This is a genomic window from Bifidobacterium dentium JCM 1195 = DSM 20436 (assembly GCF_001042595.1).
Classification (GTDB): Bacteria; Actinomycetota; Actinomycetes; order Actinomycetales; family Bifidobacteriaceae; genus Bifidobacterium; species Bifidobacterium dentium.
Map to the genome: position 1 here is coordinate 835,973 of NZ_AP012326.1, position 23,836 is coordinate 859,808.

Genomic DNA, 23,836 nt, shown 5'->3' on the forward strand with positions numbered 1-23,836 from the left:
GTGCTTCAGATGCGGGCTACACACGTATTATTCGGCTACTTCGATGCCTTCGGACTTGGCGAGCTCGGCCAGACGGCTCTCAATCTCCTCATATGCGGGGATGATGTCGCCCAAGTCGCGGCGGAACAGATCCTTGTCGAGATGTTCGACCTTGCCGGACTTGTCGCGCTGATCCCACAGGCGGCAGGAGTCAGGAGTGATCTCATCGGCCAGCAGCAGCGTGCCATCGGAGGTACGGCCCATTTCGATCTTGAAGTCCACGAGCTTGACGTCGATCTTGGCGAAGATCTCGATCAGGGCCTCGTTGATGCGGCGGGCGAGTGGTGCGATTTCGGCGAGATCCTCGCGGGTGCAGGTGCCGAGAGCCACCAGATCGTCGTCGTTCACGAACGGATCGTGCAGGTCGTCGTTCTTCAGGAAGTATTCGAGCACCGGCTCCTTCAAAGCCATGCCCTCTTCAACGCCCAAGCGAGAACAGAAATGGCCGGCGGCGGTGTTGCGCAGCACGATCTCCAGCGGGAACATGGTGACCTTCCTGACCAGCTGGGAGGTGTCACCGACGCGGGCCACAAGGTGGCTTTCGATGCCGCGTTTCTTCAGAAGATCGAAGATGAGGGTGGTAATGAGATTGTTCAACCTACCCTTGCCGGCGAAGTCTTCCTTCTTCTCGCCGTCACCTGCGGTAGCGGAGTTCTTGTATTCGACCCAAAGCACTTCCGGATCGTCAGTTGCGTACAGTTGCTTGGCCTTGCCCTCGTAGAGCTTTTCCAGCTTCTCCATTACTCGCCTTTCCTGGGGTTGGTAGGTAGATAGTTTGGTGAACTTGACGGTTAACAAGATACCAACGGGAGGCTACAATCGGGGCGTTTTCGGTGCGTTCCGAAAACGCCCTCGAAGGGTGGTCAGGCTACGCTGACCGTAAGCGTTTCGGCTACATGTGCGGCTTTGGCCCGAGCGTCGGATTCGCTGGCTCCGATGGCCAGCGCCACCGCCATGCGACGATGGCCATGCACCTCAGGCTTGGCGAAGATGCGTAGGTCGGTTTCCGGCTCGGCCAACGCATCGGCGACGTTCGTGAATTCAGCCTCGCCGTCACCCGCCACCACGATGGCATGGCTGGCGGCGACGGATCCTGCCGGAATGGAAAGCGCCACGTGACCTTCCGTAATCGGCAGGCCGAGAACCGCGCGGGCGTGCAGGGCGAACTCGCTCAGGCGCTGCGAGGCCATGGTCACCATGCCGGTGTCGTGCGGTCGGGGCGAAACCTCATTGAACAGTACGGAACCGTCGGTCAGCACGAACAATTCCACGCCGAACACGCCCCAACCTTGTTCTCCGGAGGCCTTCGCCTTCGCCACAAGGCCTTCCACCGCAGTTCGTGCGATACGTTGCGCCTGTTCGAGCACGTTTGTGGTAAAGGCGGCCGGTTGCCAGGATTCGCGGTAATCGCCGCTTTCCTGACGTTGCCCGATCGGAGCGCAGGTCACGATACCTGCCGAGGAGCTTACGGTCAGTACGGTCAGCTCGTAGTCGAGCGGGGCCAACGCCTCCACGATCACGCGGGACACATCTCCCTCATCATGCGCACGCCGACCCTCCTGAGCTTCCGTCCAAGCGGCGTCAATCGCACCTGCGGAACGTACCACGGACTGTCCGTGACCGGAAGAGCTCATGATCGGCTTGACTACGCAGGGATATCCGACGACTTCGGCACCGGCGCGAAGTTCCTCGAGCGAACCGGCGAAACGGTACGGCGTGGTCGGCAGTCCCAAATCCTCATGCGCAAGTACACGCAGTCGTTCACGATCCATGCAGATCGCCGCGATTTCGGCACTCGGCACCACCTGCGCACCATGAGCGGCGGCTGCGGCCAGTTCGGCGGTGGCGATCGCTTCGACTTCCGGCACGATGATATCCGGCTTGACTTCATCGAATAGCGCACGCAGTCGTTCGGCGTCCGCCATGTCAAGCACACGGTATTCGTGAGCGACTTGTTGGGCGGGGGCGCCGGCGTAGGAATCGGCCGCACACACCCAGGCGCCGAGCCTCATCATTTCGAGGGCAACCTCCTTGCCCAGCTCACCGGCGCCAAGAAACAGAACGCGGGTCGGATGGTTGCCAAGCGGAGTGCCTAAGGTACGATTCTCTTCAGTCATGATTCTTATTGTGCCATCGGCGTAGGATGGGGCGCATGCTTGAGAACGAAAAGAAGGAAGCCGACCGACCGTTGACCATCGCCATGGTGGTCGACACATCGGGCAACCGGGGCAACGGCACTTCGAATTCCGCCCTGCAATGGGCGCAGGAGCTGGAACGTCAAGGGCATCATGTGCGTCTGGTCGGCATCGGGGCGCCTGATTTCCCGGCTCGTGTAAACCATGTGCCACTGGTGAGCTGGGTGGCGAAGCAGCAGCAGATGCAATTCGCCGAACCGAGCGATACGCTGTTCCGCGCGGCGTTCCTGGGCGTGGATGCGGTGCATATCTACACGCCGTTCCGTTTCGGACAGCATGCCTGCAAGGTGGCCAGGCAGATGGGCATCGCGGTCACTGCCGGATACCATGTGCAACCGGAGAACATCACCTACTCCGCGGGGCCCCTTAAATACGTGCCTGGCATTGACTCATTTATATATTGGCTGTTCAATATGTGGTTGTATCGCAGGATCGGCCATGTGCACGTACCTACCGAGCTTGGCGCCAGTCTGTTGCGTTCGCATGGGTATAAGGCGAAACTGCACGTGATTTCCAACGGATATGAGACTCGTTTCACGCCGAGACGGCAACGGAGGGAAGACGGGGCCGTCGCCAAGCCGTTCCGTATCGTCGCGTCGGGTCGCCTGACCCACGAGAAGAATCATGTCATGCTGATTCGTGCCATCGCGCGATGCCGTCATGCGCAGGATATCGAATTGACGATCGCCGGCACCGGCCCGTTGAAAAAGAAGCTGCAGAGGATGGCCGACCGTCTGCTCGCCCGCCCCGCCTCCATCGGATTCCATAGGAACGCCGATATGCCGGCCCTGCTGCGTTCCGGTGACCTGCTGGTGCATCCGTCAATCGCCGATCTGGAATCGGTGAGCGTGATCGAAGGCATGGCATCCGGCCTGGTGCCGGTAATCGCTTCGTCATCGTTGAGCGCAGCCGGACAGTTCGCGTTATGCGACGAGTCGCTGTTCCCCGTTGACGATGTGGATGCGCTGGCCCGCCGCATTGACTGGTGGATCGACCATCCGGCGGAACTCAACGAGTGGGGTTCCGTCTACGCCGAACATACCAAGGAACATTATTCGGTGGCCGCTTCCGTACGCAAGTTCGTGGCCATGGAGCGCGAAGCCATCGCGGACAACGCGAAATAGCCGCTCGTGCCGGACCGTCAGGACCGGTGGAGTGAGCTAGAGCAGTGCGATAAGCTCCTCGACCTGCTCATCGGTGGTGGCCCAGCTGGTGCAGATACGCATTACGGTGTGCGTGTCGTCGGCCTTCTCCATGAAGCCCAGACGAACATGCCGCTGCAGACGTTCCGATGTCTCATTGTCAAGCGTGATGAAAATCTGATTGGTCGGTGCGTCGAAGGTCAGTACATAGCCGCGTTCCACGAGTGCTTCGCGGATACGGTCGGCTGCGATGTTGGCACGACGTGCGATGCGGCTGTACAGATTATCGGTGAACAGCGTGTCGAACTGCAGCCCGAGCAGCCAGCCTTTGGCCAGGAGGGCACCATGCCGTTTGATGAGCGTGACGAAATGCTTCGGCACGCTGCCGTGCGTGAACACCACGGCCTCGCCGAACATCGCGCCCACCTTGGTGCCACCGATATAGAACACGTCGGCGAGCCTTGCGATGTCTTCAAGGGTCACGTCGTTGCCGGTGGCGGTCAGCGCGTAGCCGAGGCGTGCGCCGTCAATGAACAGCGGCAGTTCGTATTCGTCGCATACCTTGCGGATCGCCTTCAGCTCGGACAGCGTGTACAGCGTGCCGTATTCGGTGGCTTGCGAGATGTAGACACAGCCCGGAAACACCATATGCGTGTAGTTGCCGTCCGCGTAGAAGTTCGCACAGTACTCATCAAGCTCGTTCGCATCGATTTTGCCGTCATGATGGGGGAGCGTCAGCACCTTGTGCCCGGTGCATTCGATGGCGCCCGCCTCATGAACGTTCACATGGCCGGTATCGGCGGCCACCACGCCGGCGTACTGCGGGGTGATGGAATCGATGACGATCTGGTTGGTTTGCGTGCCGCCGACCAGAAAGAAGATCTCGGCTTCCGGGCTTGCGCATGCCTCACGGATTTTCGCCTTGGCGGATTCGCAGATTTCGTCGTTGCCGTAGCCGGGATACTGTTTCGTGGCGGTATTCCGGATGCTCTCGATGATTTCCGGTGTCGCGGCGCAGGAATAATCGTTTTCGAAAGACAGCATGATGCTCCTTAGCTGGTTGCCATCGGTCGTATGTCTTCGGGAATAACAAAAAACCTCGGAATGTCTTCCGAGGTTTACCGGGGTGGCTAACGCGGCTCGAACGCGCGACCTTCTGAACCACAATCAGATGCTCTACCAACTGAGCTATAGCCACCATGTCGTTACTCCCCTAAGGAAGCGCAACAGGTGAATACTATACACGATTTTTCGGGGATGGATATTCCGGCGTGTTGCGTTGGAAGAAACGGCATCCGTCGTTCGGCATATGAACGCGGTGTCACATGCGCGGTACACGTTGGCATAGGTTGTATCCGCAATCCAAAAGATGATGTTGACGTATCAATGACATTGCTGAATCGAGAGAGAAATGCAGAAAGTCAAAGCCTTTGGTGAGTGGCTCACCAAATGGTTCACCGCAATCGTGATCGTGTGGGCCGTATTCAATTATTTCGTTCCTCAGGCCAGCTTGTGGGGCAAGTCCTATACCGGTTACTTCCTGGGCATCGTGCTGTTCGGCATGGGCCTGACGTTGACGCTTGATGATTTCAAGCGCATCCTTACTCAGCCGTTGATGGTGATCGTCGGCACCGTGGCCCACTTCGTGATCATGCCGCTTGTCGCCGTGCTACTGTGCTGGATCTTCCGTCTTGATGGCGCACTGGCCGTCGGTGTGATTCTGGTCGGCTGCTGCCCGTCCGGCACCTCATCCAACGTGATGAGCTACTTGAGCCGTGGCGACGTGGCCTTGGATGTGTCCATCGGCATCCTGTCCACGTTGTGCGCCCCGTTCATGATTCCGCTGCTGATGCAGTGGCTGGCCTCCCAGTACGTGACCGTACCGGTCGAATCGTTGTTCCTCAACGCCGTCAAGGTGGTGCTCTTCCCGATTGCCCTCGGTGTGATCTGCCATGCCGTTTTCAAGGAGAAAATCGAGAAGATCACGGTGGCGCTGCCAATCGTCTCCCAGGTCGCCATCCTGCTCATCATCGGCGTGGTGGTCGCGGCCAACGGGCCGAAGCTGTTCGTGGCCTCCTCCCTGCTGGCCATTCCGGTGGTCATGCTGCACAATCTGTGCGGTTACGCGCTGGGCTTCGGATTCTCCAAGCTGATGTACAAGGTGTATCCGAAGGGTTTCCGCTATGCGCAGCAGAAGGCCATCACCTTCGAGGTCGGCATGCAGGATTCCGCTTTGGGTGCCACCCTGGCCCTGACCTCCTTCGCGTCCAACCCGTTGGCAGCCGTGCCGTCCACCTTCTTCAGCGTGTGGCACAACATCTCCGGCTCGGTGCTTTCCAGTTGGTGGCGGGAGCATGACGACAAGCATCGGATTCACCCCGATTCCGACAACGGCGAGAAGGGAACCGCGACCAAGGCCGATGCCGACGAAGTCGAATCAAAGGCCACTGAATCGACGAATGCCTGATTCGTTCCGCTTGATCGCCTGATGGCGATATGTGTATGCAACCCCTGAACCGCTCAGAACGGCTCAGGGGTTGTTCGTTTTCGACGGTAATTCCGGATTGTCTGTTCGGTTTTGTCGCTTTGTGCCCGTAAGGCGTAAAGCATTGGAATTGTTGGGATTTGACAGTGTCGCTACCCGTGTTTCGCGTGCGGTTTAGGGTATACTGATAAGTGAAGGCCGGAGTTGTGGATCGGTCGAGAAGTCGGCAGGTCGCAACGAAGCGTCCACGGCCGCGAGGCACATGCGCAACGCCTTCAAGATAATTGAATAATAACTGAAGAATAATTGAATATAGCGATTCGAAAAGGCGGCAAGAGGCAGTACGGCAGGGAGGCCGGGCCGCAGCAAAACAGACAGTAGGCATCGCATTTGGGTTATTGTGAACGCGCAAGGTGGCGCGTAAGAACCGAGAGTGGGAACCTCCTTCCCCGAGCGAATGGTCCCGGTGGCCGGTAAGCCACCGGGACCATTCTTTATGCCATGACACGACGGGAAAGGTATTGTCCGGCAAGAGCGTATACTAGTAATTCGTGTGTGCCAATGGCATGCCTTATGTAACAGGCGTGCGGATTGGGATATCCCGGAACTCGTGCGAATCACGCGCAGTAATGCGGCGGTGAGAGAGGAACGGGCCATCGGGCCGGTGGACTGTGGCTGTCTTTACGATTCGGTGTCGTGAAGTGTGCGCAGTGCGGCGGTCACACGAAGACAAAAGAAACCACTGAATCGGAGAATTCAAGTTGCCTACTATTGAACAGCTCGTCCGTAAGGGACGTCAGGCAAAGCCGAAGAAGTCCAAGACTTTGGCGCTGAAGGGAAGCCCGCTGCGTCGCGGCGTGTGCACCCGTGTCTACACCACCACCCCGAAGAAGCCGAATTCGGCACTGCGTAAGGTCGCCCGTGTGCGCCTGAGCTCCGGTGTGGAAGTCACCGCTTACATCCCGGGCGAAGGCCACAACCTGCAGGAGCACTCCATCGTGCTCGTGCGCGGCGGCCGTGTCAAGGATCTGCCGGGTGTTCGTTACCACATCGTGCGTGGCGCCCTCGATACCCAGGGCGTTAAGGACCGCAAGCAGGGTCGTTCCCTGTACGGAGCAAAGAAGGCGAAGTAAGAGATATGTCACGTAAAGGACCTTCCAAGAAGCATCAGCTGCTGCCGGATCCGATCTACGGTTCCACCGTTGTGGCACAGCTCATCAACAAGATTCTGCTCGACGGCAAGAAGTCGATCGCCGAAGACATCGTTTACTCCGCTCTCGATATGGTCAAGGAAAAGACCGAGCAGGAGCCGGTGGCCGTTCTGAAGCGCGCTCTCGACAACATCCGCCCGTCCCTCGAGGTTCGCTCCCGCCGTGTCGGTGGCGCCACCTACCAGGTTCCGGTCGAGGTGAAGCCGGCTCGTGCCAACACCCTGTCCCTGCGCTGGCTGACGGACTTCTCCCGCGCTCGTCGCGAGAAGACCATGGCCGAGCGCTTGGCCAACGAAATCCTCGATGCCTCCAACGGTCTCGGTGCCTCTGTCAAGCGCCGCGAGGATACTCATAAGATGGCGGAAGCCAACAAGGCATTCGCTCATTACCGCTGGTAATTAGTCGAGTAACGAGAGTTAAGGAATACTCATGGCACTAGACGTGCTTACTGATCTCAACCAGATCCGTAACATCGGCATCATGGCTCACATCGATGCCGGCAAGACCACCACCACCGAGCGTATCCTGTACTACACCGGCAAGAACTACAAGATCGGCGAGACCCACGATGGCGCCTCGACGATGGACTTCATGGCTCAGGAGCAGGAGCGCGGCATCACCATCCAGTCCGCGGCCACCACCTGCTTCTGGAATCGTCAGACCCATGACGAGAAGCAGAAGTTCCAGATCAACATCATCGATACCCCGGGCCACGTGGACTTCACGGCCGAGGTGGAACGTTCCCTGCGAGTGCTCGATGGCGCCGTTGCCGTGTTCGATGGCAAGGAAGGCGTGGAGCCGCAGTCTGAGACCGTGTGGCGTCAGGCCGACAAGTACGGCGTTCCGCGTATCTGCTTCATCAACAAGATGGATAAGCTCGGCGCTGATTTCTACTACTCCGTCGACACCATCAAGACCAAGCTGGGTGCGACCCCGCTCGTCGTGCAGCTGCCGATCGGCGCTGAGAACGACTTCGCCGGCGTCGTCGACCTGATCCGCATGAAGGCCTACGTCTGGAACGACGTCAAGGATGATATGGGTGCCCACTACGACACCACCGACATCCCGGCCGATCTGCAGGACAAGGCTGAGCAGTATCGTGCAGAGCTGCTCGACCAGGTCGCCGAGTCCGACGAGGAACTGCTCGAGAAGTACCTCGAGTCCGGAGAACTGACCGAAGACGAGATCCGCTCCGGCATCCGTAAGCTCACCATCAACCGTGAAGCCTATCCGGTGCTGTGCGGCTCCGCCTTCAAGGACAAGGGTGTTCAGCCGATGCTGGACGCCGTCGTCGACTACCTGCCGAGCCCGGAGGACGTGCCGTCCATCGTCGGTTTCGATCCGAAGGACGAGTCCCACGAAATCGATCGTCACCCGACGACCGATGACCCGTTCGCCGCTCTGGTCTTCAAGATCTCTACGCACCCGTTCTACGGCAAGCTCGTCTTCGTGCGCGTCTACTCCGGCGCCGTCAAGCCGGGCGACACCGTGCTCGACTCCACCAAGGAGAAGAAGGAACGCGTCGGCAAGATCTTCCAGATGCACGCCGACAAGGAGAACCCGGTGGACGCCGCCGAAGCCGGCAACATCTACACCTTCGTGGGCCTGAAGAACGTCACCACCGGTGACACCCTGTGTGACGAGAAGGCTCCGATCTCTCTCGAATCCATGACCTTCCCCGATCCGGTGATCGAGGTGGCCGTGGAGCCGAAGACCAAGGCCGATCAGGAGAAGATGAGCATCGCTCTGGCGAAGCTGTCCGACGAGGATCCGACCTTCCAGGTGAAGACCGACGAAGAGTCCGGCCAGACCCTGATCTCCGGCATGGGCGAGCTGCAGCTCGACATCATCGTCGACCGTATGCGTCGTGAGTTCAAGGTGGAGTGCAACGTCGGTAACCCGCAGGTTGCATACCGCGAGACGATCCGCAAGGCCGTCATGAACCAGGAATACACGCACAAGAAGCAGACTGGTGGTTCCGGCCAGTTCGCAAAGGTTCTGATGAACTTCGAACCGCTGAACACCGAAGAGGGCGAGACCTACGAGTTCGCCAACGAGGTTACCGGCGGCCACATCACCAAGGAATTCATTCCTTCCATCGATGCAGGCGTGCAGGAAGCCATGGAATCCGGCATTCTCGCCGGCTTCCCGGTGGTTGGCGTCAAGGCAACCGTCACCGACGGTCAGGTCCACGATGTCGATTCCTCCGAAATGGCCTTCAAGATCGCAGGTTCCATGTGCTTCAAGGAAGCTGCCCCGAAGGCCAAGCCGGTCATCCTCGAGCCGATCATGGCCGTGGAAGTGCGTACCCCGGAAGAGTACATGGGCGATGTGATGGGCGATCTGAACGCCCGTCGTGGTTCCATCCAGTCCATGACCGATTCCACCGGTGTCAAGGTCATCGACGCCAAGGTTCCGCTGTCCGAGATGTTCGGCTACATCGGCGACCTGCGCTCCAAGACCCAGGGCCGTGCAATGTTCACCATGCAGATGGACTCCTACGCAGAGGTTCCGAAGAACGTCTCCGAGGAGATCATCAAGGCCCAGCGCGGCGAGTGACACACGCCGCCGCTTCATTGGAAACTGTCTCCAGTCAGCGTTAGTATTTTGTAGCGCTGACTGGGTTCGGGCTCCAAAGTGGCACAAACCCGTCAAACCCAGTAATATGTAGCGAGTGCCTTGAACCGAGTTCAAGGCTGTTTACTACGAGACGTCCAGGAGGACAAAACACATGGCAAAGGAAAAGTACGAGCGTACTAAGCCGCACGTTAACATTGGTACCATCGGCCACGTCGATCACGGTAAGACTACCCTGACCGCAGCCATCTCCAAGGTCCTGCACGAAGAGTACCCGGACATCAACCCGGCCTACGACTTCAACCAGATCGACGCCGCTCCGGAAGAGCAGCAGCGTGGTATCACCATCAACATCGCCCACATCGAGTACCAGACCGCTGAGCGTCACTACGCTCACGTCGACTGCCCGGGCCACGCCGACTTCGTGAAGAACATGATCACCGGCGCTGCCCAGATGGATGGCGCTATCCTCGTTGTGGCCGCCACCGACGGCCCGATGGCTCAGACCCGCGAGCACGTGCTGCTCGCTCGTCAGGTGGGCGTGCCGCGTATCCTCGTCGCCCTGAACAAGTGCGATATGGTCGACGACGAAGAGCTCATCGAGCTCGTTGAGGAAGAGGTCCGTGACCTCCTCGACGAAAACGGCTTCGATCGCGATTGCCCGGTCATCCACACCTCCGCCTACGGCGCGCTGCACGATGACGCTCCGGACCACGACAAGTGGGTTGAGTCCGTCAAGGAACTCATGAAGGCCGTCGACGAGTACATCCCGACCCCGACCCACGATCTGGACAAGCCGTTCCTGATGCCGATCGAAGATGTGTTCACCATCTCCGGCCGTGGCACCGTGGTTACCGGCCGTGTCGAGCGTGGTAAGCTCCCGGTCAACTCCAACGTTGAGATCGTCGGCATCCGTCCGACCCAGACCACCACCGTCACCTCCATCGAGACCTTCCACAAGCAGATGGACGAGTGCGAGGCTGGCGACAACACCGGTCTGCTGCTCCGCGGCATCAACCGTGACCAGGTCGAGCGTGGCCAGGTTCTGGCTGCTCCGGGCTCCGTGACCCCGCACACCAAGTTCGAGGGCGAAGTCTACGTGCTGACCAAGGACGAAGGCGGCCGTCACTCGCCGTTCTTCTCCAACTACCGTCCGCAGTTCTACTTCCGTACCACCGACGTCACCGGCGTCATCACCCTGCCGGAAGGCGTTGAGATGGTGCAGCCGGGCGATCACGCTACCTTCGGCGTTGAGCTGATCCAGCCGATCGCTATGGAAGAGGGCCTGACCTTCGCAGTGCGCGAAGGTGGCCACACCGTCGGCTCGGGCCGTGTCACCAAGATCATCGAGTAGTTTTACCCGATATCGCAAGGCACGCTTGAACTAGCGTTTCTCAGGAAAACCTCCCCAGACCCACGTCTGGGGAGGTTTTCCCATATATATGGAAGGTGCGCAATCAAAGTATGCACGCCGTGGCATAATGGGCAAGGCTATTTTTGAGCTTTCCCTGTTAGTCGAAGAAATAGGTGAGTTAATTTGGCACAGACTACCAATGACATCAAGAACGGTTCCGTCCTGAACCTCGACGGCCAGCTGTGGTCCGTCATCAAGTTCCAGCACGTCAAGCCGGGCAAGGGTCCCGCCTTCGTGCGCACCACCATCAAGAACGTGCTTTCCGGCAAGATCGTCGACAAGACCTTCAACGCTGGCATGAAGATGGAATTCGAGACCGTCGACAACCGTAACCTCCAGTATTCCTATGAGGACGGCGACAACTTCGTGTTCATGGACATGACCACTTACGACCAGATCTACATCCCGAAGACCTTGGTCGGCGATCAGGCCAAGTACCTGCTCGAAGGCACCGACTGCGTCGTCTCCTTCCATGACGGCACCCCGCTGTCGGTGGAACTGCCGGCCTCCGTGATCCTGACCGTGACCCACACCGAGCCGGGCCTGCAGGGCAACCGATCCAACGCCGGCACCAAGCCGGCCACCGTCGAGACCGGTGCTGAGATTCAGGTGCCGCTGTTCATCGGCGAAGGCGAGAAGGTCAAGGTGAACACCACCGACGGCTCCTACCTCGGCCGCGAGAACTGAGAGTAGAAGGACGAAAGAAGCTTCCATGGCACGTTCCACCGCTCGCAAAAGGGCTCTGAATACGTTGTATGAAGCGGATGAGAAGGGACAGGACATCCTGTCCCTTCTTGCTGAGCGCATCGAGCAGCCCGGCGCTCAGACACCGCTGCCTGATTATGCCATCGAAATCGTTCGTGGCGTTGCAGAGAATCTTTACCGGATCGATTCCGTGCTTGATGAGCACTCCACGGGTTGGAAGGTCAAGCGCATGGGCGTTGTCGACCGCAATATCCTGCGCATTGCCGTTTGGGAGATCATGTTCAACGATGATGTGCCCAATATGGTGGCGATCGATGAGGCTCTGGGCCTCGCCAAGACATTGTGCGATGACGATTCCCCGGCATTCATCCATGGCCTGCTCAGCGCGGTGAGCGCCGACGCGGGTGATGTTCAGGTGGATGACCACCCGACCGACGATTCGGCTCAGTAAACAGCCGAAAGGCAAGCGATTCGGCCGGGTCGCGAGTCCTAACCGGCCGCTATCCTTGGTACGAATACCTTGACTATAAGGGGGTTTTGGTGAACCAGTATGATTCCGAAGCCGTGACTTTTGCCCCTCAGGATGCCGTTCTCGTTCTCGAAGACGGTCAAGTGTATGTGGGCGAACCTTACGGTGCGATCGGTACGACCAGCGGGGAGATCGTTTTCGCGACCGGCATGACCGGATATCAGGAAACGCTTACGGACCCCAGCTACGATCGTCAGATCGTGGTACAGACGTTCCCGCACATCGGGGACACGGGAATCAACCAGGAGGATCCGGAATCCTCCAGAATCTGGGTCGCCGGATATGTCGTGCGTGACCCCAGTCCGAACGTGAGCAATTGGCGTGCCACGGGTAGCCTTGACGATGATCTGGAATCGAACCATATCGTCGGCATCAGCCATATCGACACCCGCAAGCTGGTACGCCATCTGCGTTCCGCGGGCGTGATGCGTGCCGCCATTTTCTCCGGAGACGCCCTGCTTGACGCATCCGGCAAGCCGCGCACCATTGAATCCATGCTTGACGAGGTCAAGGCCACTCCGCAGATGAAGGGCATGAGCCTGTACGACGAGGTCAGCACCGACGAGGCCTACACCATCGAGCCGTGCGGCGAATTCGAAGGCAAGGAGCCGCTGTTCACCGTGGCTGCGGTCGATCTCGGCATCAAGGCCATGACACCTCACCGTATGGCCGAACGTGGTTGCCGCGTGCATGTCGTGCCGTCCACCATCACCTTCGACGAGCTCGAAGCCCTCAATCCCGACGGCGTGTTCTTCTCCAATGGCCCGGGCGACCCGGAACAGGCCGATCCGGAAGTGAGTCTGCTACGCAAGGTGCTTGACGCGGGCCATCCGTTCTTCGGCATCTGCTTCGGCAACCAGCTGCTCGGTCGCGCACTCGGCTTCGGCACCTACAAGCTGAAGTTCGGCCACCGTGGCATCAACCAGCCGGTCAAGGACATGACCACCGGCAAGATTGAAATCACCGCTCATAACCATGGCTTTGCCGTGGATGCCCCGATCGGCGAAACCGTGGATGCGCCGTTCGGCGACGGCAAGTATGGCAAGGTGTTCGTCAGCCACATCGACCTGAACGACAATGTGGTCGAAGGCCTGCAGTGCGTCGACATCCCGGCGTTCTCCGTGCAATACCATCCGGAGGCCGCCGCCGGCCCGCACGACGCCGCATACCTGTTCGATCGTTTTGTGGATCTCATGCGTTCCGCCAAGGAGGAAAACCGCAATGCCTAAGCGCACAGACATCAAGTCCGTGATGGTCGTCGGCTCCGGCCCGATTGTGATCGGCCAGGCCGCGGAATTCGATTATTCGGGCACCCAGGCCTGCCGCGTGCTTCGTGAAGAGGGCATTCGCGTCATTCTGGTCAACTCGAATCCGGCCACCATCATGACCGATCCGGAAATGGCCGACGCCACCTACATCGAACCGATCTCCACCCCGATTCTCGAACAGATCATCGCCAAAGAACGTCCTGACGCACTGCTGCCGACGCTCGGCGGCCAGACCGCCCTGAACGCCGCCATGGCTCTCGGTGAGGCCGGTGTGCTGAAGAAGTACGACGTCGAGCTGATTGGTGCCTCCCTCGAGGCCATCGACCGCGGCGAGGACCGCGAACTGTTCAAGAAGGTCGTGGAGGAGGCCGGCGCCGAATCCGCACGTTCCGACATCGCGCACTCCATCGAGGAAGTCGACAGGATCGCCGAAAAGTTCGGCTATCCGCTGGTCGTCCGCCCGAGCTTCACCATGGGCGGCCTTGGTTCCGGCATCGCGCACGACGAAGAGGAGTTGCACCGCATCGCCGGTGCCGGCATCCATTATTCGCCGACTGACGAGGTCCTGATCGAAGAGGGCATCGAGGGCTGGAAGGAATATGAGCTCGAGCTGATGCGCGACAAGAAGGACAACGTCGTGGTCGTCTGCCCGATCGAAAACGTTGATCCGGTCGGCGTGCACACCGGCGACTCCATCACCGTGGCCCCGGTCTTCACTCTGACCGATCGCGAATACCAGAAGCTGCGCGATATCGGCATCGCCATCATCCGTGGCGTGGGCGTCGACACCGGTGGCTGCAACATTCAGTTCGCAATCCACCCTGATACCGGCCGTATCATCGTCATCGAGATGAACCCGCGTGTGTCCCGTTCGTCCGCGCTGGCTTCCAAGGCCACCGGCTTCCCGATCGCCAAGATCGCGACCAAGCTGGCTCTTGGCTACACGCTCGATGAAATCCAGAACGATATCACGCAGTCCACTCCGGCCAGCTTCGAGCCAACCATCGACTACGTGGTCACCAAGGTGCCGCGCTTCGCATTCGAGAAGTTCCCGGGTGCCGACCCGACCTTGACCACCTCCATGAAGTCTGTCGGCGAGGCCATGGCACTGGCCGGCAATTTCCAGGAATCCCTTGGCAAGGCCATGCGCTCCATCGACAAGCGTCATATGGGCTTCAACTGGGACGGCGACAAGCCATCCGCCGAAGAGGTCGAACAGCTGCTCGAAGCCATCAAGGTGCCGACCGAACATCGCTATCTGCAGATTCAGCGTGCCCTGTGGGGCGGTGCCACCGAAGAGCAGATCTTCGCGGCCACCAAGATTGATCCGTGGTTCATCCGCCAGTTCGAACTCATCAATGAGACCGCATTGGAGGTCAGGAACGCTGAGAAGCTCACCGGAAGGCTGCTCAAGAAGGCCAAGCTCGCAGGTCTGTCCGATCTGCAGATCGCTCATCTGCGCCACCTCGGCGATGAAGGTGAGAACACCATCCGTGAACTGCGCTGGACCTATGACCTGCGTCCGGTGTTCAAGACCGTCGACACCTGCGCTGCCGAATTCGATGCGGCCACGCCGTATTACTACTCCTGCTATGCCGATGAGACCGAATTGCGTCCGCGTGATCGCGAGGCGGTGATCATCCTCGGTTCCGGTCCGAACCGCATCGGCCAGGGCATCGAGTTCGACTATACCTGCGTGCACGCCGTGCAGGAGCTGGGCAAGGACTATGACACCATCATGGTCAACTGCAACCCGGAAACCGTGTCGACCGATTATGACATGTCCGATCGTCTGTACTTCGAGCCGCTCACCTTCGAAGATGTGCTGGAAATCTACGAAGCCGAAAAGAAGATGGGTCCGGTCAAGGGCGTCATCGTGCAGCTCGGCGGTCAGACCCCGCTGTCGTTGGCCGCGCGCCTCAAGGCCGCCGGTGTACCGATTCTCGGCACCACGCCGGAATCCATCGACTTGGCCGAGAACCGTGAGCTTTTCGGCGAGGTGCTCAAAAAGGCCGACATGAACGCGCCGCGTTACGGTACCGCATTGAGCTTGGAAGAGGCTCGCGAGGCTGCCCATGGCATCGGCTACCCGGTGCTGGTGCGCCCGAGCTACGTGCTTGGCGGCCGTGGCATGGAAATCGTCTATGACGACGCCCAGCTGCGCAAGTATGTCGACCGCGCCCTTAGGGAGGCCCAGGCCGATACCGTGGTCTCCGGCCGTCTGCCTTCGCCGTTGCTGATCGACAAGTTCCTGCAGGATGCCGTGGAAATCGACGTCGATGCCTTGTTCGACGGCGAGGAACTCTACATCGGCGGCATCATGGAGCATGTCGAAGAGGCCGGCGTGCATTCCGGCGATGCGGCCTGCACCTTGCCCCCGAGCACCCTGTCCGACGACCAGATCCGTCGTCTGCGTGAGGGTACGTACGCCATTGCCAAGGGATGCGGCGTTCAGGGCCTGATCAACGTACAGTACGCCTTCATGGCCAATACGCTGTATGTGATCGAAGCCAATCCGCGTGCTTCCCGTACCGTGCCATTCGCCTCCAAGGCCACCGGTGTGGCTCTGGCCAAGGCCGCCGCCCGCATCATGGCCGGCGAAACCATCCAGCAGCAGCGAGACAATGGCCTGTTGCTGCCTCACGGTGACGGTGGTGACATCCGCCGTGGCCAGCAGGTGGCCGTCAAGGAATCCGTATTGCCGTTCAAGCGTTTCCGTACCTCGTTGGGCAAGACCGTCGATGTGCTGCTTGGACCGGAGATGCGTTCCACCGGTGAGGTCATGGGCTTCGACCGTGACTTCCCGCACGCCTTCGCCAAGAGCCAGCTCGCCGCCTACGACGGAGGCCTGCCGACCAGCGGCAACGTGTTCATCTCCGTGAACGACACCGACAAGCGTCAGCTGCCGCTGTTCGCCGCCCGATTGGTGGAGCTCGGCTTCAACATCTGGGCCACCGAAGGCACCGCCTCCGTACTGCGCCGCTATGGCATCGACTCCAAGATCGTGGATAAGATCAGCGTGCGCATGGATTCCGATCCGGAAGATCCGGTCACCACCTACCACGCGGAGGGCAGCGTCGGCAAGAACGTGGTTCAGCTGATTGAGGAGGGTGCCATCGACCTCATCCTCAACACGCCGAATTCCCGTGGCTCCCGCTCCGATGGCTATGCCATCCGTTCGGCCGCGATTGCAGCCGATCTGCCTCAGTTCACCACCATGACGGAGTTCTCCGCCGTGCTGATGGCGATCGAGGCCGTAAAGAATAATGATTACCAGATCATGAGCATTCAGGATCATTCCAAGCAGCTGTTCGAACTGGAAAGCCGTGAGTAATGATGAGTAGCCTCAGCAATGAAGAGTTAAACGCCCAACGGTCCGATTTCGGTCTGCGTCTGAGCAATTCCATGGCCAAATATGGTCCGTTGTGCGTCGGTATCGATCCACATCGACAACTTCTCATCGACTGGGGCTACAACGTGGATGCCTTGGGTGCGGAGCTATACGCCATGCGTATGCTCCAAGCCGCCAACGGTCGGGCTGCGGCCGTCAAATTCCAATTCTCCATGTTCGAGCGCTACGGTTCCAAAGGCATCGCGGCGCTCGAGCGTGTGCTCTATGCGGCACGTCAGATGGGCACCATCACCATCGTGGACTGCCTGCACGGAGGGTTGCCGACCACGGTTTCGGCATTCGCCGACGCCTACTTCAAACCGGGCGCTCCCTTGCTGGCCGATGCCATCACGTTGCTGCCGTATTACGGCGCACGTTCGCTCGGAGGCGTCATCAACGACGCCCTCAACAACGGGCGGGGCGTATTCATCGCATCGTTGACCTCCAATCAGGAGGGGGCCAGCCTGCAGACCGCCATCCGCCAGGCAGGGGAATACAAGGGCAAGACCGTGGCCTTCGGTATCGCCAGCACTGCGCAGAAGTTCAATAACGGCATTGATGGCATGGGCTCCGTAGGTCTGATCATCGGCGCCACCATCGGCCAGTGGATCAACGACAGCGGCGTGGATCCATCGAAATTCACCGGCCCGATCCTATCGCCGGGTTATGGATGGCAAGGCGCCGAAAAACGTGATCTGAAAACCGTGTTCAAAGGCACCAAGGGCAACGTGCTGGTCACTGTCTCCCGCTTCATCGCGGCACATGGCCCCAGCATCGCCGCTCTGACTGAAGCCACTGAATCCGTGGCTCTTGACATTCGTCAGGCGTTGCTGGAAGCTTCCACCGAAGGTGACGAGATCGACGAAGTCGACTAGGCGAATGCCGTTTTCCGGCTTGCATACGCAGACGATAACCAATCAAGGATGTTGCATTCATGACTTGTGTACATAACGAAGACGCAACCACCCGTCACGGAAGACTGATTGTGCTGTGCGGACCCGCAGGCGTAGGCAAAGGCACCGTACTTGGCCGTGTACGTGCGCAGCATCCGGAAATCTGGTTATCGGTATCGGCAACTACGCGTCAGCCACGCCCCGGTGAGGTGGATGGCGTGAACTACTACTTCATGAGCGAACGGGAATTCCTCGACAGGGAGGCCCGAGGTGAGTTTCTGGAAACCGCCGACGTGTTCGGTCTGGCGCATTACGGTACGCCGATTCAACCGGTTGTGGAACATTTGGAACAGAATGTTCCGACCGTGTTGGAGATTGATATCCAGGGAGCACGACGTGTCAAGGAACGGGCGGAAGAGCTCGGCCTCGATGTGATGACCGTGTTCATCGCACCGCCGTCGTTCGAAGAGCTCAAGCGGCGCTTGATCGGGCGTGGTACCGAAACAGCGGAACAGCAGGCCAAAAGACTTGAAACGGCGAAGATTGAACTGGCGGCCGAATCGGAATTCGATGTGGTGATTGTCAACGAAGTGGTGGAGGATGCAGCCGCGCAGCTGTGGAATATCATCGCCACGGAGTTCGGACTGTAGGTTCCAGTCGGTACGACGACCGCAGAGGGCGGGAATACGAAAAGGGGGTTACGCGGGTTTTTGAACCGCACCCCGATTATTGGACTGAAGAAATTCGGATTCGATGATTGGAGGTGTGGTTCTTTCGTATGCGTGAGGATCGGAGGAAGCACTATGACGACGGGTTCCGGCGCGAGGCGCTGAGGCTCATTGAGGCCGGCGTGGGCAAACGCTCCCTCGCCCGTCGGTTTGCGATGCCCGTGCAGACTGCGGAAAAATGGATCATGCTGTACAGATCCAACGGCGGGGAGGCGGTCATGGGAACCACCGGCAACAGGCGTTATGACTGGGAGACGAAGGTCGCGGCGGCGCGGGACCACGTCGAGAACGGCTTGAGCGTGGCCGAGGTCATGGCCAGGTACGGGATAGCGAGCATCGCCCCGCTGCAGCGTTGGTGCCGCGAATACCGTGCCGGTGGCGCGGAGGCGTTGAGGCCGAAGCCCAAGGGCAGGCCTAAAGGCGCGAAATCCAAGCCAAGGCCGAAACCCACGCGGGAGCAGGAGCTGACCGAGGAGGTCGCCTACCTGAAGGCGAAGGTCGCGTACCTGGAAAAACTCCGGGCCCTGCGGGCGCAGAAGTCACGAAGCGCGAGCGAAGCGCCGTCGTCCGACTGCTCGCAGGGCAGGGGCACCGGCTCGACCACCTGCTGAAGATCAGCGGGTTGGCGAGATCCACGTATTTCCACCATCTGTCGCATCCGGCGCATGAGACGCGCCCCGACCTCGATCCCATGGTCGCAGAGATCTGGGAAAGGACGGCCAACGGGTGCGGCCACCGGCAGATCCATATGTGCCTGGTCCACGAGTTCGGACAGAAGGTGTCGGCCAAGAGCGTCCTGAGGGTCATGCGCCGCATGGGACTCAGATGCCCGATCCGCGCCAGGAATCCATGGAGAGGCTACAGCTCGTACAGGGGCGACGCTGGCGGAGGGGTGCCGAACCTGCTCAAACGCGACTTCACCGCCGGCAAGCCGTTCGAAAAACTCGGCACCGACGTCACCGAATTCAAGGTCGCGGGCGGCAAGGCCTACCTCGCGCCCGTGTACGACATGGCCAGCAAGGAAATCGTCGCCTGGGACGTGAGCCGGCACCCCGGCATGGGGCAGCAGCGGCGTCTGCTCGCCATGCTCGAAGCCAGGCTGCCCGGGGGCGCGAACCCGATCCTGCACTCGGACATGGGATGGCAGTACCAGCACCCGTGGTGGCGCGGGGAGCTCGAACGGCTGGGCATCCGCCAGTCCATGAGCCGCAAGGGCAACTGCCTGGACAACGCCGCCACCGAACAGGTCTTCGGACACCTCAAGGACGAGTTCTACCGGGGGCGCGAATTCGACTCGTACGAGCAATTCAAACGAGAACTTGACGCGTACGTCATCCACTGGAACACCAGACGACGCCAGATACGACTCGAGGGACACACCCCGGAGGAATTCCGAAGCGTGTCCCTCGCAGCCTAGACCTGTATCCTATTTAACAACGTCCAACAATCGGGGCGCAGTTCATTTCCGCGTAACCCCCTTTTTTGAGTTCTACAGGGTTCTCAGGCGAGACCGGAGAGCCTGTTGATCAGCTCCGGGTCTCGGGTCGCACCCTTGTCGGCGGAGCGGGCGAAGGCCGCATAGGCCTTGAGCGCCTGGGACACCTTGCGGTCGCGGTGCGCCACGTAGCCGTCTCCGGCTTCGATCTCGGCGCGACGCTGGGCCAGCTCATCATCGGTCAGCTCGACGTTCACAGTACGGTTCGGAATGTCGATGGTGATGATGTCACCGTTCTTGATCAGCGCGATCGGTCCCTTGTTCGCCGCTTCAGGCGCGATGTGGCCGATGGACAGGCCCGAGGAGCCGCCGGAATAACGACCGTCGGTCAGGAGGGCCACTTCCTTGCCGATGCCCTTGCCCTTGACGAAGGAAGTCGGATACAGCATCTCCTGCATGCCCGGTCCGCCCTTCGGACCCTCATAGCGAATCACCAGGGCCATGCCTGGCTTCAGCGTATCGTTGAGGATGACCTCGATGGCCTCCTCCTGGGATTCCACGACCAGAGCCGGTCCACGGAACGTCCAAATCTCCTTCGGCACGCCTGCGGTCTTGACCACACAGCCGTCGGGAGCGAGGTTGCCGCGCAACACGGCTAGGCCGCCTTCGGTGACCGCCGGATGGTCGATGTCATGGATGGCGCCGTTGACACGGTCGCGGTCGAGCGAATCGAACAGCGTGGTGTGCGTCCACGGATCGGGGGAGACGATGTGGCCCGGAGCGGCCTTGTACATCTGCTGCGCCTCCTCGGTGCAGGAGTCGCGCATGATGTCCCAATCGTTGAGCTTGTCTTCCAGAGTCTTGTAATCGACGGAATGCACGTCGCGGTGCAGCTTGCCCGCACGGTCGAGTTCGCCGAGGATGCCGGTGATGCCGCCTGCGCGGTGCACGTCGGAAATCTCCCATTCACCGGACGGCGAGGCCTTGCAGATGCACGGCACGGTATGCGAGATGCGTTCGATGTCGTCAAGGGTGAAGTCCACATCGGCGGACTGGGCCATGGCGAGGATGTGCAGCACGGTGTTGGTGGAACCGCCCATGGCCACATCCATGGTCATGGCGTTCTCGAAGGCCTTCTTGGTGGCGATGGAACGCGGCAGCACGGTCTCATCGTCCTCGTCGTAGTACTGCTTGGCGATCTTGACGATCTGTTCGGCGGCGCGCTTGAACAGATCCTTGCGGTAGGAGTGGGAGGCGAGGATGGTGCCGTTGCCGGGAAGCGCCAGGCCGATGGCTTCGGTCAGGCAGTTCATCGAATTGGCGGTGAACATGCCGGCGCAGGAGCCGCAGGTCGGGCAGACGGTCTTCTCGTAGGCGAGCAGGGCCTCTTCGTCCAGATTGTCGTCGGCGGAGGCGTACATCACGTCGATCAGATCGGTGTTCTTCTTCACGGTGCCGTCGGGCAGTACGGTGGTACCGGCCTCCATCGGGCCGCCGGAGACGAATACGGTAGGGATGTTCAGGCGCAATGCGGCCATGAGCATGCCCGGCACGACCTTGTCGCAGTTCGGGATGCAGATCAGGGCGTCGGCGCAGTGCGCATTCACCTGGTATTCCACGGTGTCGGCGATGATATCGCGGCTCGGCAGGGAGTAAAGCATGCCGGTGTGACCCATGGCGATGCCGTCGTCGACGGCCATCGTGTTGAACTCACGGGGGATGCCGCCGGCCTCCTTGATGGCTTCGGAAATCAGTCGGCCGACCTTGTTCAGGTGCACATGGCCCGGCAGGAACTCGTCAAAGGAGTTGGCAATGGCGATGATCGGCTTGCCAAAGTCCTTGCCGTCCACGCCGGCGGCACGGTAGAGGGCGCGTGCGCCCGCGAATACTCGTCCATTCATCAGTTTTGCAGATCGCATTTCCATGCCTTCTATTGTGCTGGCCGAACGGGACACGCGTTTTGTCAAGAGTCACTATGTGGAATTTTCATAAGCGTTACATTCCCCGGACGGCAAGGCGGCTCCGAATGCCCTGTGTGGGGATTGCGTCCGTCCAGCTGCGCCTCTATACTTACGAGATTGGAAAAGAAGCTTCGCGCTTATCTGATGATTGGGAGATAATCAACTATGGCATTCGGCACTCAGCCAACCCCGACCGGACTTGCGGATCCGCCGATCGACGATCTGATGGAGCATGCGGACTCCAAGTACGCCTTGGCTATTTTCGCCGCCAAGCGTGCTCGCCAGATCAATTCCTACTTTACCCAGCTCAATGAGGGTCTGCTGCAGAACGTCGGCCCGCTGGTGGAGTACCAGAACCAGGAAAAGCCGTTGTCCATCGCGTTCCGCGAGATCAACGATGGTCTGCTGGAGGAGACCCTCGGCGAGGACGACCTGACCGAAGGCAACTGATTTCCAAGGAATCGCGCCTGATTTATTTTCTTTCGCCCCGATACCTGAACGGAGCGCATGAGATGATGGTTGCAAAACCATTGATTGCGTCCTGAGGGTTGGGGCGTTTTCTATATTCGCCATTCACGACAACAGACATCCGGGCGGAGTTGGGATGACCGCCCTAGGAAAGGAGCAGCCGGCATGGCTGAATTGAAGTTGATTTCCGCCGAATCGGTGACGGAAGGACATCCGGACAAGGTCTGCGATCAGATTTCCGATGCGATTCTCGACGATATGCTGCGTCAGGATCCGCAGTCGCATGTGGCCGTGGAAACCTGCGCTACCACCGGACAGTTCTTCGTGTTCGGCGAGGTGACCAGCGAGGGATATAGCGACATCCAGAACATCGTGCGTACCGTGGTCAGGAACATCGGTTACACCAGTTCCAGGGTCGGCCTCGATGCCAACTCCTGCGGCGTGATGGTCTCCCTGACCGAGCAGAGCTCCGAAATCAACCAAGGTGTGGCACGTCTCGACCGTGAGAAGGAGTCCGCGGCCTCCCGCGAAGAGCGCTATGAGGCGCAGGGAGCCGGCGACCAAGGCGTGATGTTCGGCTACGCCTGCGATGAGACCGACGTGCTCATGCCCTTGCCGATCTATCTGGCCCACCGCCTGGCCCATCGTCTGACCGAAGTGCGCAAGAGCGGTGAAGTGACGCACCTGCGACCGGACGGCAAAACTCAGGTGACCATCGAATATGACGACGACGATCGTCCGGTCCGTCTCGATACCGTGCTGGTCTCCACGCAGCATGATCCCGAAGTGGATCAGGCTTGGCTCAAGGAACAGCTGACTGAACATGTGATTCGCCCGGTGCTTGACGACGTGCTTGCCGATCGCGTGACGCACGATGAATACCGTGTGCTGGTGAACCCGACCGGCTCGTTCGTACTTGGCGGTCCGGCCGCGGATGCGGGACTGACCGGACGCAAGATCATCGTCGACACCTATGGTGGCGCGGCGCACCACGGCGGCGGTGCCTTCTCCGGCAAGGATCCGAGCAAGGTGGATCGTTCCGCGGCCTATGCGGCCCGTTGGGTGGCCAAGAACATCGTGGCCGCAGGCCTTGCCCGCAAGGTCGAGGTGCAGGTGGCCTACGCCATCGGCGTGGCCGATCCGGTATCCATCAACGTGGAGACCTATGGTACCGAAATGGGAGTGACCCGCGAGCGGATTCAGCAGGCGGTACGCAAGGTATTCGATCTGCGTCCGGCCGCCATCATCGACGAACTTGACCTGAAACGCCCGATTTACGCCAAAACCGCCGCATATGGTCACTTCGGGCGCGCTGACGCCGACTTCACGTGGGAGATCGTCAACAAGGTCGATGACCTCAAGGCGGCGATCGCCGAGTAGGGCGAACGCCGAGAG

The 23,836-nt window shown here is 59.9% G+C and carries 20 protein-coding genes and 1 tRNA gene; 16 read left to right on the plus strand and 5 right to left on the minus strand.

From position 1 onward, the window contains the following. Positions 1 to 27: 27 nt before the first annotated feature. Positions 28 to 780 carry a phosphoribosylaminoimidazolesuccinocarboxamide synthase gene (gene purC, locus BBDE_RS03540; RefSeq protein ID WP_003836857.1) on the minus strand — a complete coding sequence of 251 codons (753 nt, stop codon included), beginning with the start codon at positions 778 to 780 and terminating at the stop codon, positions 28 to 30. 122 nt (positions 781 to 902) lie between these two features. Continuing rightward, entirely contained in the window at positions 903 to 2,156 is a 1,254-nt protein-coding gene (gene purT / locus BBDE_RS03545; protein WP_003836855.1) for a formate-dependent phosphoribosylglycinamide formyltransferase, read from the minus strand. Between the two features lie 26 nt (positions 2,157 to 2,182). On the opposite strand from purT, the gene BBDE_RS03550 reads away from it, so the two are divergent. Then, on the plus strand, positions 2,183 to 3,358 hold the full coding sequence (locus BBDE_RS03550) for a glycosyltransferase (protein ID WP_003836854.1): 1,176 nt from the start codon (positions 2,183 to 2,185) through the stop codon (positions 3,356 to 3,358). Between the two features lie 36 nt (positions 3,359 to 3,394). Here the strand turns inward: BBDE_RS03550 and BBDE_RS03555 are convergent, their stop codons facing one another. Continuing rightward, entirely contained in the window at positions 3,395 to 4,420 is a 1,026-nt protein-coding gene (locus tag BBDE_RS03555; RefSeq protein ID WP_003836852.1) for a threonine aldolase family protein, read from the minus strand. 81 nt (positions 4,421 to 4,501) lie between these two features. After that, positions 4,502 to 4,574: transfer RNA gene (locus BBDE_RS03560), tRNA-His, on the minus strand. A gap of 213 nt (positions 4,575 to 4,787) precedes the next feature. On the opposite strand from BBDE_RS03560, the gene BBDE_RS03565 reads away from it, so the two are divergent. From BBDE_RS03565 to BBDE_RS03625, 13 genes are all read left to right on the plus strand, one after another. Continuing rightward, on the plus strand, positions 4,788 to 5,843 hold the full coding sequence (locus tag BBDE_RS03565; RefSeq protein ID WP_003836849.1) for a bile acid:sodium symporter family protein: 1,056 nt from the start codon (positions 4,788 to 4,790) through the stop codon (positions 5,841 to 5,843). 779 nt (positions 5,844 to 6,622) lie between these two features. Beyond that, entirely contained in the window at positions 6,623 to 6,994 is a 372-nt protein-coding gene (rpsL, locus tag BBDE_RS03570; RefSeq protein ID WP_003808601.1) for a 30S ribosomal protein S12, read from the plus strand. Between the two features lie 5 nt (positions 6,995 to 6,999). Beyond that, on the plus strand, positions 7,000 to 7,470 hold the full coding sequence (rpsG, locus tag BBDE_RS03575) for a 30S ribosomal protein S7 (RefSeq protein WP_003825775.1): 471 nt from the start codon (positions 7,000 to 7,002) through the stop codon (positions 7,468 to 7,470). Between the two features lie 31 nt (positions 7,471 to 7,501). Then, positions 7,502 to 9,631, plus strand: coding sequence for an elongation factor G (gene fusA, locus BBDE_RS03580; protein ID WP_003836847.1), 2,130 nt, complete (start codon positions 7,502 to 7,504; stop codon positions 9,629 to 9,631). A 172-nt stretch (positions 9,632 to 9,803) separates the two neighbouring features. Next, entirely contained in the window at positions 9,804 to 11,003 is a 1,200-nt protein-coding gene (gene tuf, locus BBDE_RS03585; protein ID WP_003836844.1) for an elongation factor Tu, read from the plus strand. A 183-nt stretch (positions 11,004 to 11,186) separates the two neighbouring features. After that, positions 11,187 to 11,750: an elongation factor P gene (gene efp / locus BBDE_RS03590; protein ID WP_003836842.1), complete on the plus strand. Its 564-nt coding sequence runs from the start codon at positions 11,187 to 11,189 to the stop codon at positions 11,748 to 11,750. A 25-nt stretch (positions 11,751 to 11,775) separates the two neighbouring features. Continuing rightward, entirely contained in the window at positions 11,776 to 12,219 is a 444-nt protein-coding gene (gene nusB, locus BBDE_RS03595) for a transcription antitermination factor NusB (RefSeq protein ID WP_003836841.1), read from the plus strand. An 89-nt stretch (positions 12,220 to 12,308) separates the two neighbouring features. Beyond that, positions 12,309 to 13,526: a glutamine-hydrolyzing carbamoyl-phosphate synthase small subunit gene (gene carA, locus BBDE_RS03600; RefSeq protein WP_012902005.1), complete on the plus strand. Its 1,218-nt coding sequence runs from the start codon at positions 12,309 to 12,311 to the stop codon at positions 13,524 to 13,526. After that, positions 13,519 to 16,899: a carbamoyl-phosphate synthase large subunit gene (gene carB, locus BBDE_RS03605; RefSeq protein ID WP_012902006.1), complete on the plus strand. Its 3,381-nt coding sequence runs from the start codon at positions 13,519 to 13,521 to the stop codon at positions 16,897 to 16,899. The genes carA and carB overlap by 8 nt, the downstream gene beginning before the upstream one ends. A gap of 2 nt (positions 16,900 to 16,901) precedes the next feature. Further along, the gene (gene pyrF, locus BBDE_RS03610) at positions 16,902 to 17,831 is read left to right on the plus strand and encodes an orotidine-5'-phosphate decarboxylase (RefSeq protein ID WP_126622084.1); all 930 of its coding nucleotides are present in this window, start codon (positions 16,902 to 16,904) and stop codon (positions 17,829 to 17,831) included. Positions 17,832 to 17,890: 59 nt separating this feature from the next. After that, positions 17,891 to 18,499 (plus strand): guanylate kinase, encoded by a 609-nt coding sequence (gene gmk, locus BBDE_RS03615; protein WP_003844862.1) that lies wholly within the window; start codon positions 17,891 to 17,893, stop codon positions 18,497 to 18,499. Between the two features lie 128 nt (positions 18,500 to 18,627). Then, a complete protein-coding gene (locus BBDE_RS03620; protein ID WP_003837948.1) occupies positions 18,628 to 19,188 on the plus strand; it encodes an IS3 family transposase in 561 nt (186 codons plus the stop codon). Then, on the plus strand, positions 19,149 to 19,994 hold the full coding sequence (locus BBDE_RS03625; protein ID WP_080513433.1) for an IS3 family transposase: 846 nt from the start codon (positions 19,149 to 19,151) through the stop codon (positions 19,992 to 19,994). The genes BBDE_RS03620 and BBDE_RS03625 overlap by 40 nt, the downstream gene beginning before the upstream one ends. Before the next feature lie 83 nt (positions 19,995 to 20,077). On the opposite strand, the gene ilvD is transcribed toward BBDE_RS03625, so the two are convergent. Further along, the gene (gene ilvD / locus BBDE_RS03630; RefSeq protein WP_003840836.1) at positions 20,078 to 21,937 is read right to left on the minus strand and encodes a dihydroxy-acid dehydratase; all 1,860 of its coding nucleotides are present in this window, start codon (positions 21,935 to 21,937) and stop codon (positions 20,078 to 20,080) included. Between the two features lie 201 nt (positions 21,938 to 22,138). Between ilvD and rpoZ the strand changes: the two genes are divergently transcribed. After that, on the plus strand, positions 22,139 to 22,423 hold the full coding sequence (gene rpoZ, locus BBDE_RS03635) for a DNA-directed RNA polymerase subunit omega (RefSeq protein ID WP_003840835.1): 285 nt from the start codon (positions 22,139 to 22,141) through the stop codon (positions 22,421 to 22,423). Between the two features lie 183 nt (positions 22,424 to 22,606). Further along, on the plus strand, positions 22,607 to 23,821 hold the full coding sequence (gene metK / locus BBDE_RS03640) for a methionine adenosyltransferase (protein WP_003840833.1): 1,215 nt from the start codon (positions 22,607 to 22,609) through the stop codon (positions 23,819 to 23,821). Positions 23,822 to 23,836: the final 15 nt, after the last annotated feature.

Bases quoted from the DNA above. Each gene is read 5' to 3' on its own strand.
- carB (WP_012902006.1), top strand. From the start codon at position 13,519: ATGCCTAAGCGCACAGACATCAAGTCCGTGATGGTCGTCGGCTCCGGC.
- gmk (WP_003844862.1), top strand. From the start codon at position 17,891: ATGACTTGTGTACATAACGAAGACGCAACCACCCGTCACGGAAGACTG.
- BBDE_RS03550 (WP_003836854.1), top strand. From the start codon at position 2,183: ATGGGGCGCATGCTTGAGAACGAAAAGAAGGAAGCCGACCGACCGTTG.
- purC (WP_003836857.1), bottom strand. From the start codon at position 780: ATGGAGAAGCTGGAAAAGCTCTACGAGGGCAAGGCCAAGCAACTGTAC.
- nusB (WP_003836841.1), top strand. From the start codon at position 11,776: ATGGCACGTTCCACCGCTCGCAAAAGGGCTCTGAATACGTTGTATGAA.
- purT (WP_003836855.1), bottom strand. From the start codon at position 2,156: ATGACTGAAGAGAATCGTACCTTAGGCACTCCGCTTGGCAACCATCCG.
- ilvD (WP_003840836.1), bottom strand. From the start codon at position 21,937: ATGGAAATGCGATCTGCAAAACTGATGAATGGACGAGTATTCGCGGGC.
- BBDE_RS03620 (WP_003837948.1), top strand. From the start codon at position 18,628: ATGCGTGAGGATCGGAGGAAGCACTATGACGACGGGTTCCGGCGCGAG.
- fusA (WP_003836847.1), top strand. From the start codon at position 7,502: ATGGCACTAGACGTGCTTACTGATCTCAACCAGATCCGTAACATCGGC.
- tuf (WP_003836844.1), top strand. From the start codon at position 9,804: ATGGCAAAGGAAAAGTACGAGCGTACTAAGCCGCACGTTAACATTGGT.
- BBDE_RS03565 (WP_003836849.1), top strand. From the start codon at position 4,788: ATGCAGAAAGTCAAAGCCTTTGGTGAGTGGCTCACCAAATGGTTCACC.
- BBDE_RS03555 (WP_003836852.1), bottom strand. From the start codon at position 4,420: ATGCTGTCTTTCGAAAACGATTATTCCTGCGCCGCGACACCGGAAATC.
- pyrF (WP_126622084.1), top strand. From the start codon at position 16,902: ATGAGTAGCCTCAGCAATGAAGAGTTAAACGCCCAACGGTCCGATTTC.
- metK (WP_003840833.1), top strand. From the start codon at position 22,607: ATGGCTGAATTGAAGTTGATTTCCGCCGAATCGGTGACGGAAGGACAT.
- rpoZ (WP_003840835.1), top strand. From the start codon at position 22,139: ATGGCATTCGGCACTCAGCCAACCCCGACCGGACTTGCGGATCCGCCG.
- rpsG (WP_003825775.1), top strand. From the start codon at position 7,000: ATGTCACGTAAAGGACCTTCCAAGAAGCATCAGCTGCTGCCGGATCCG.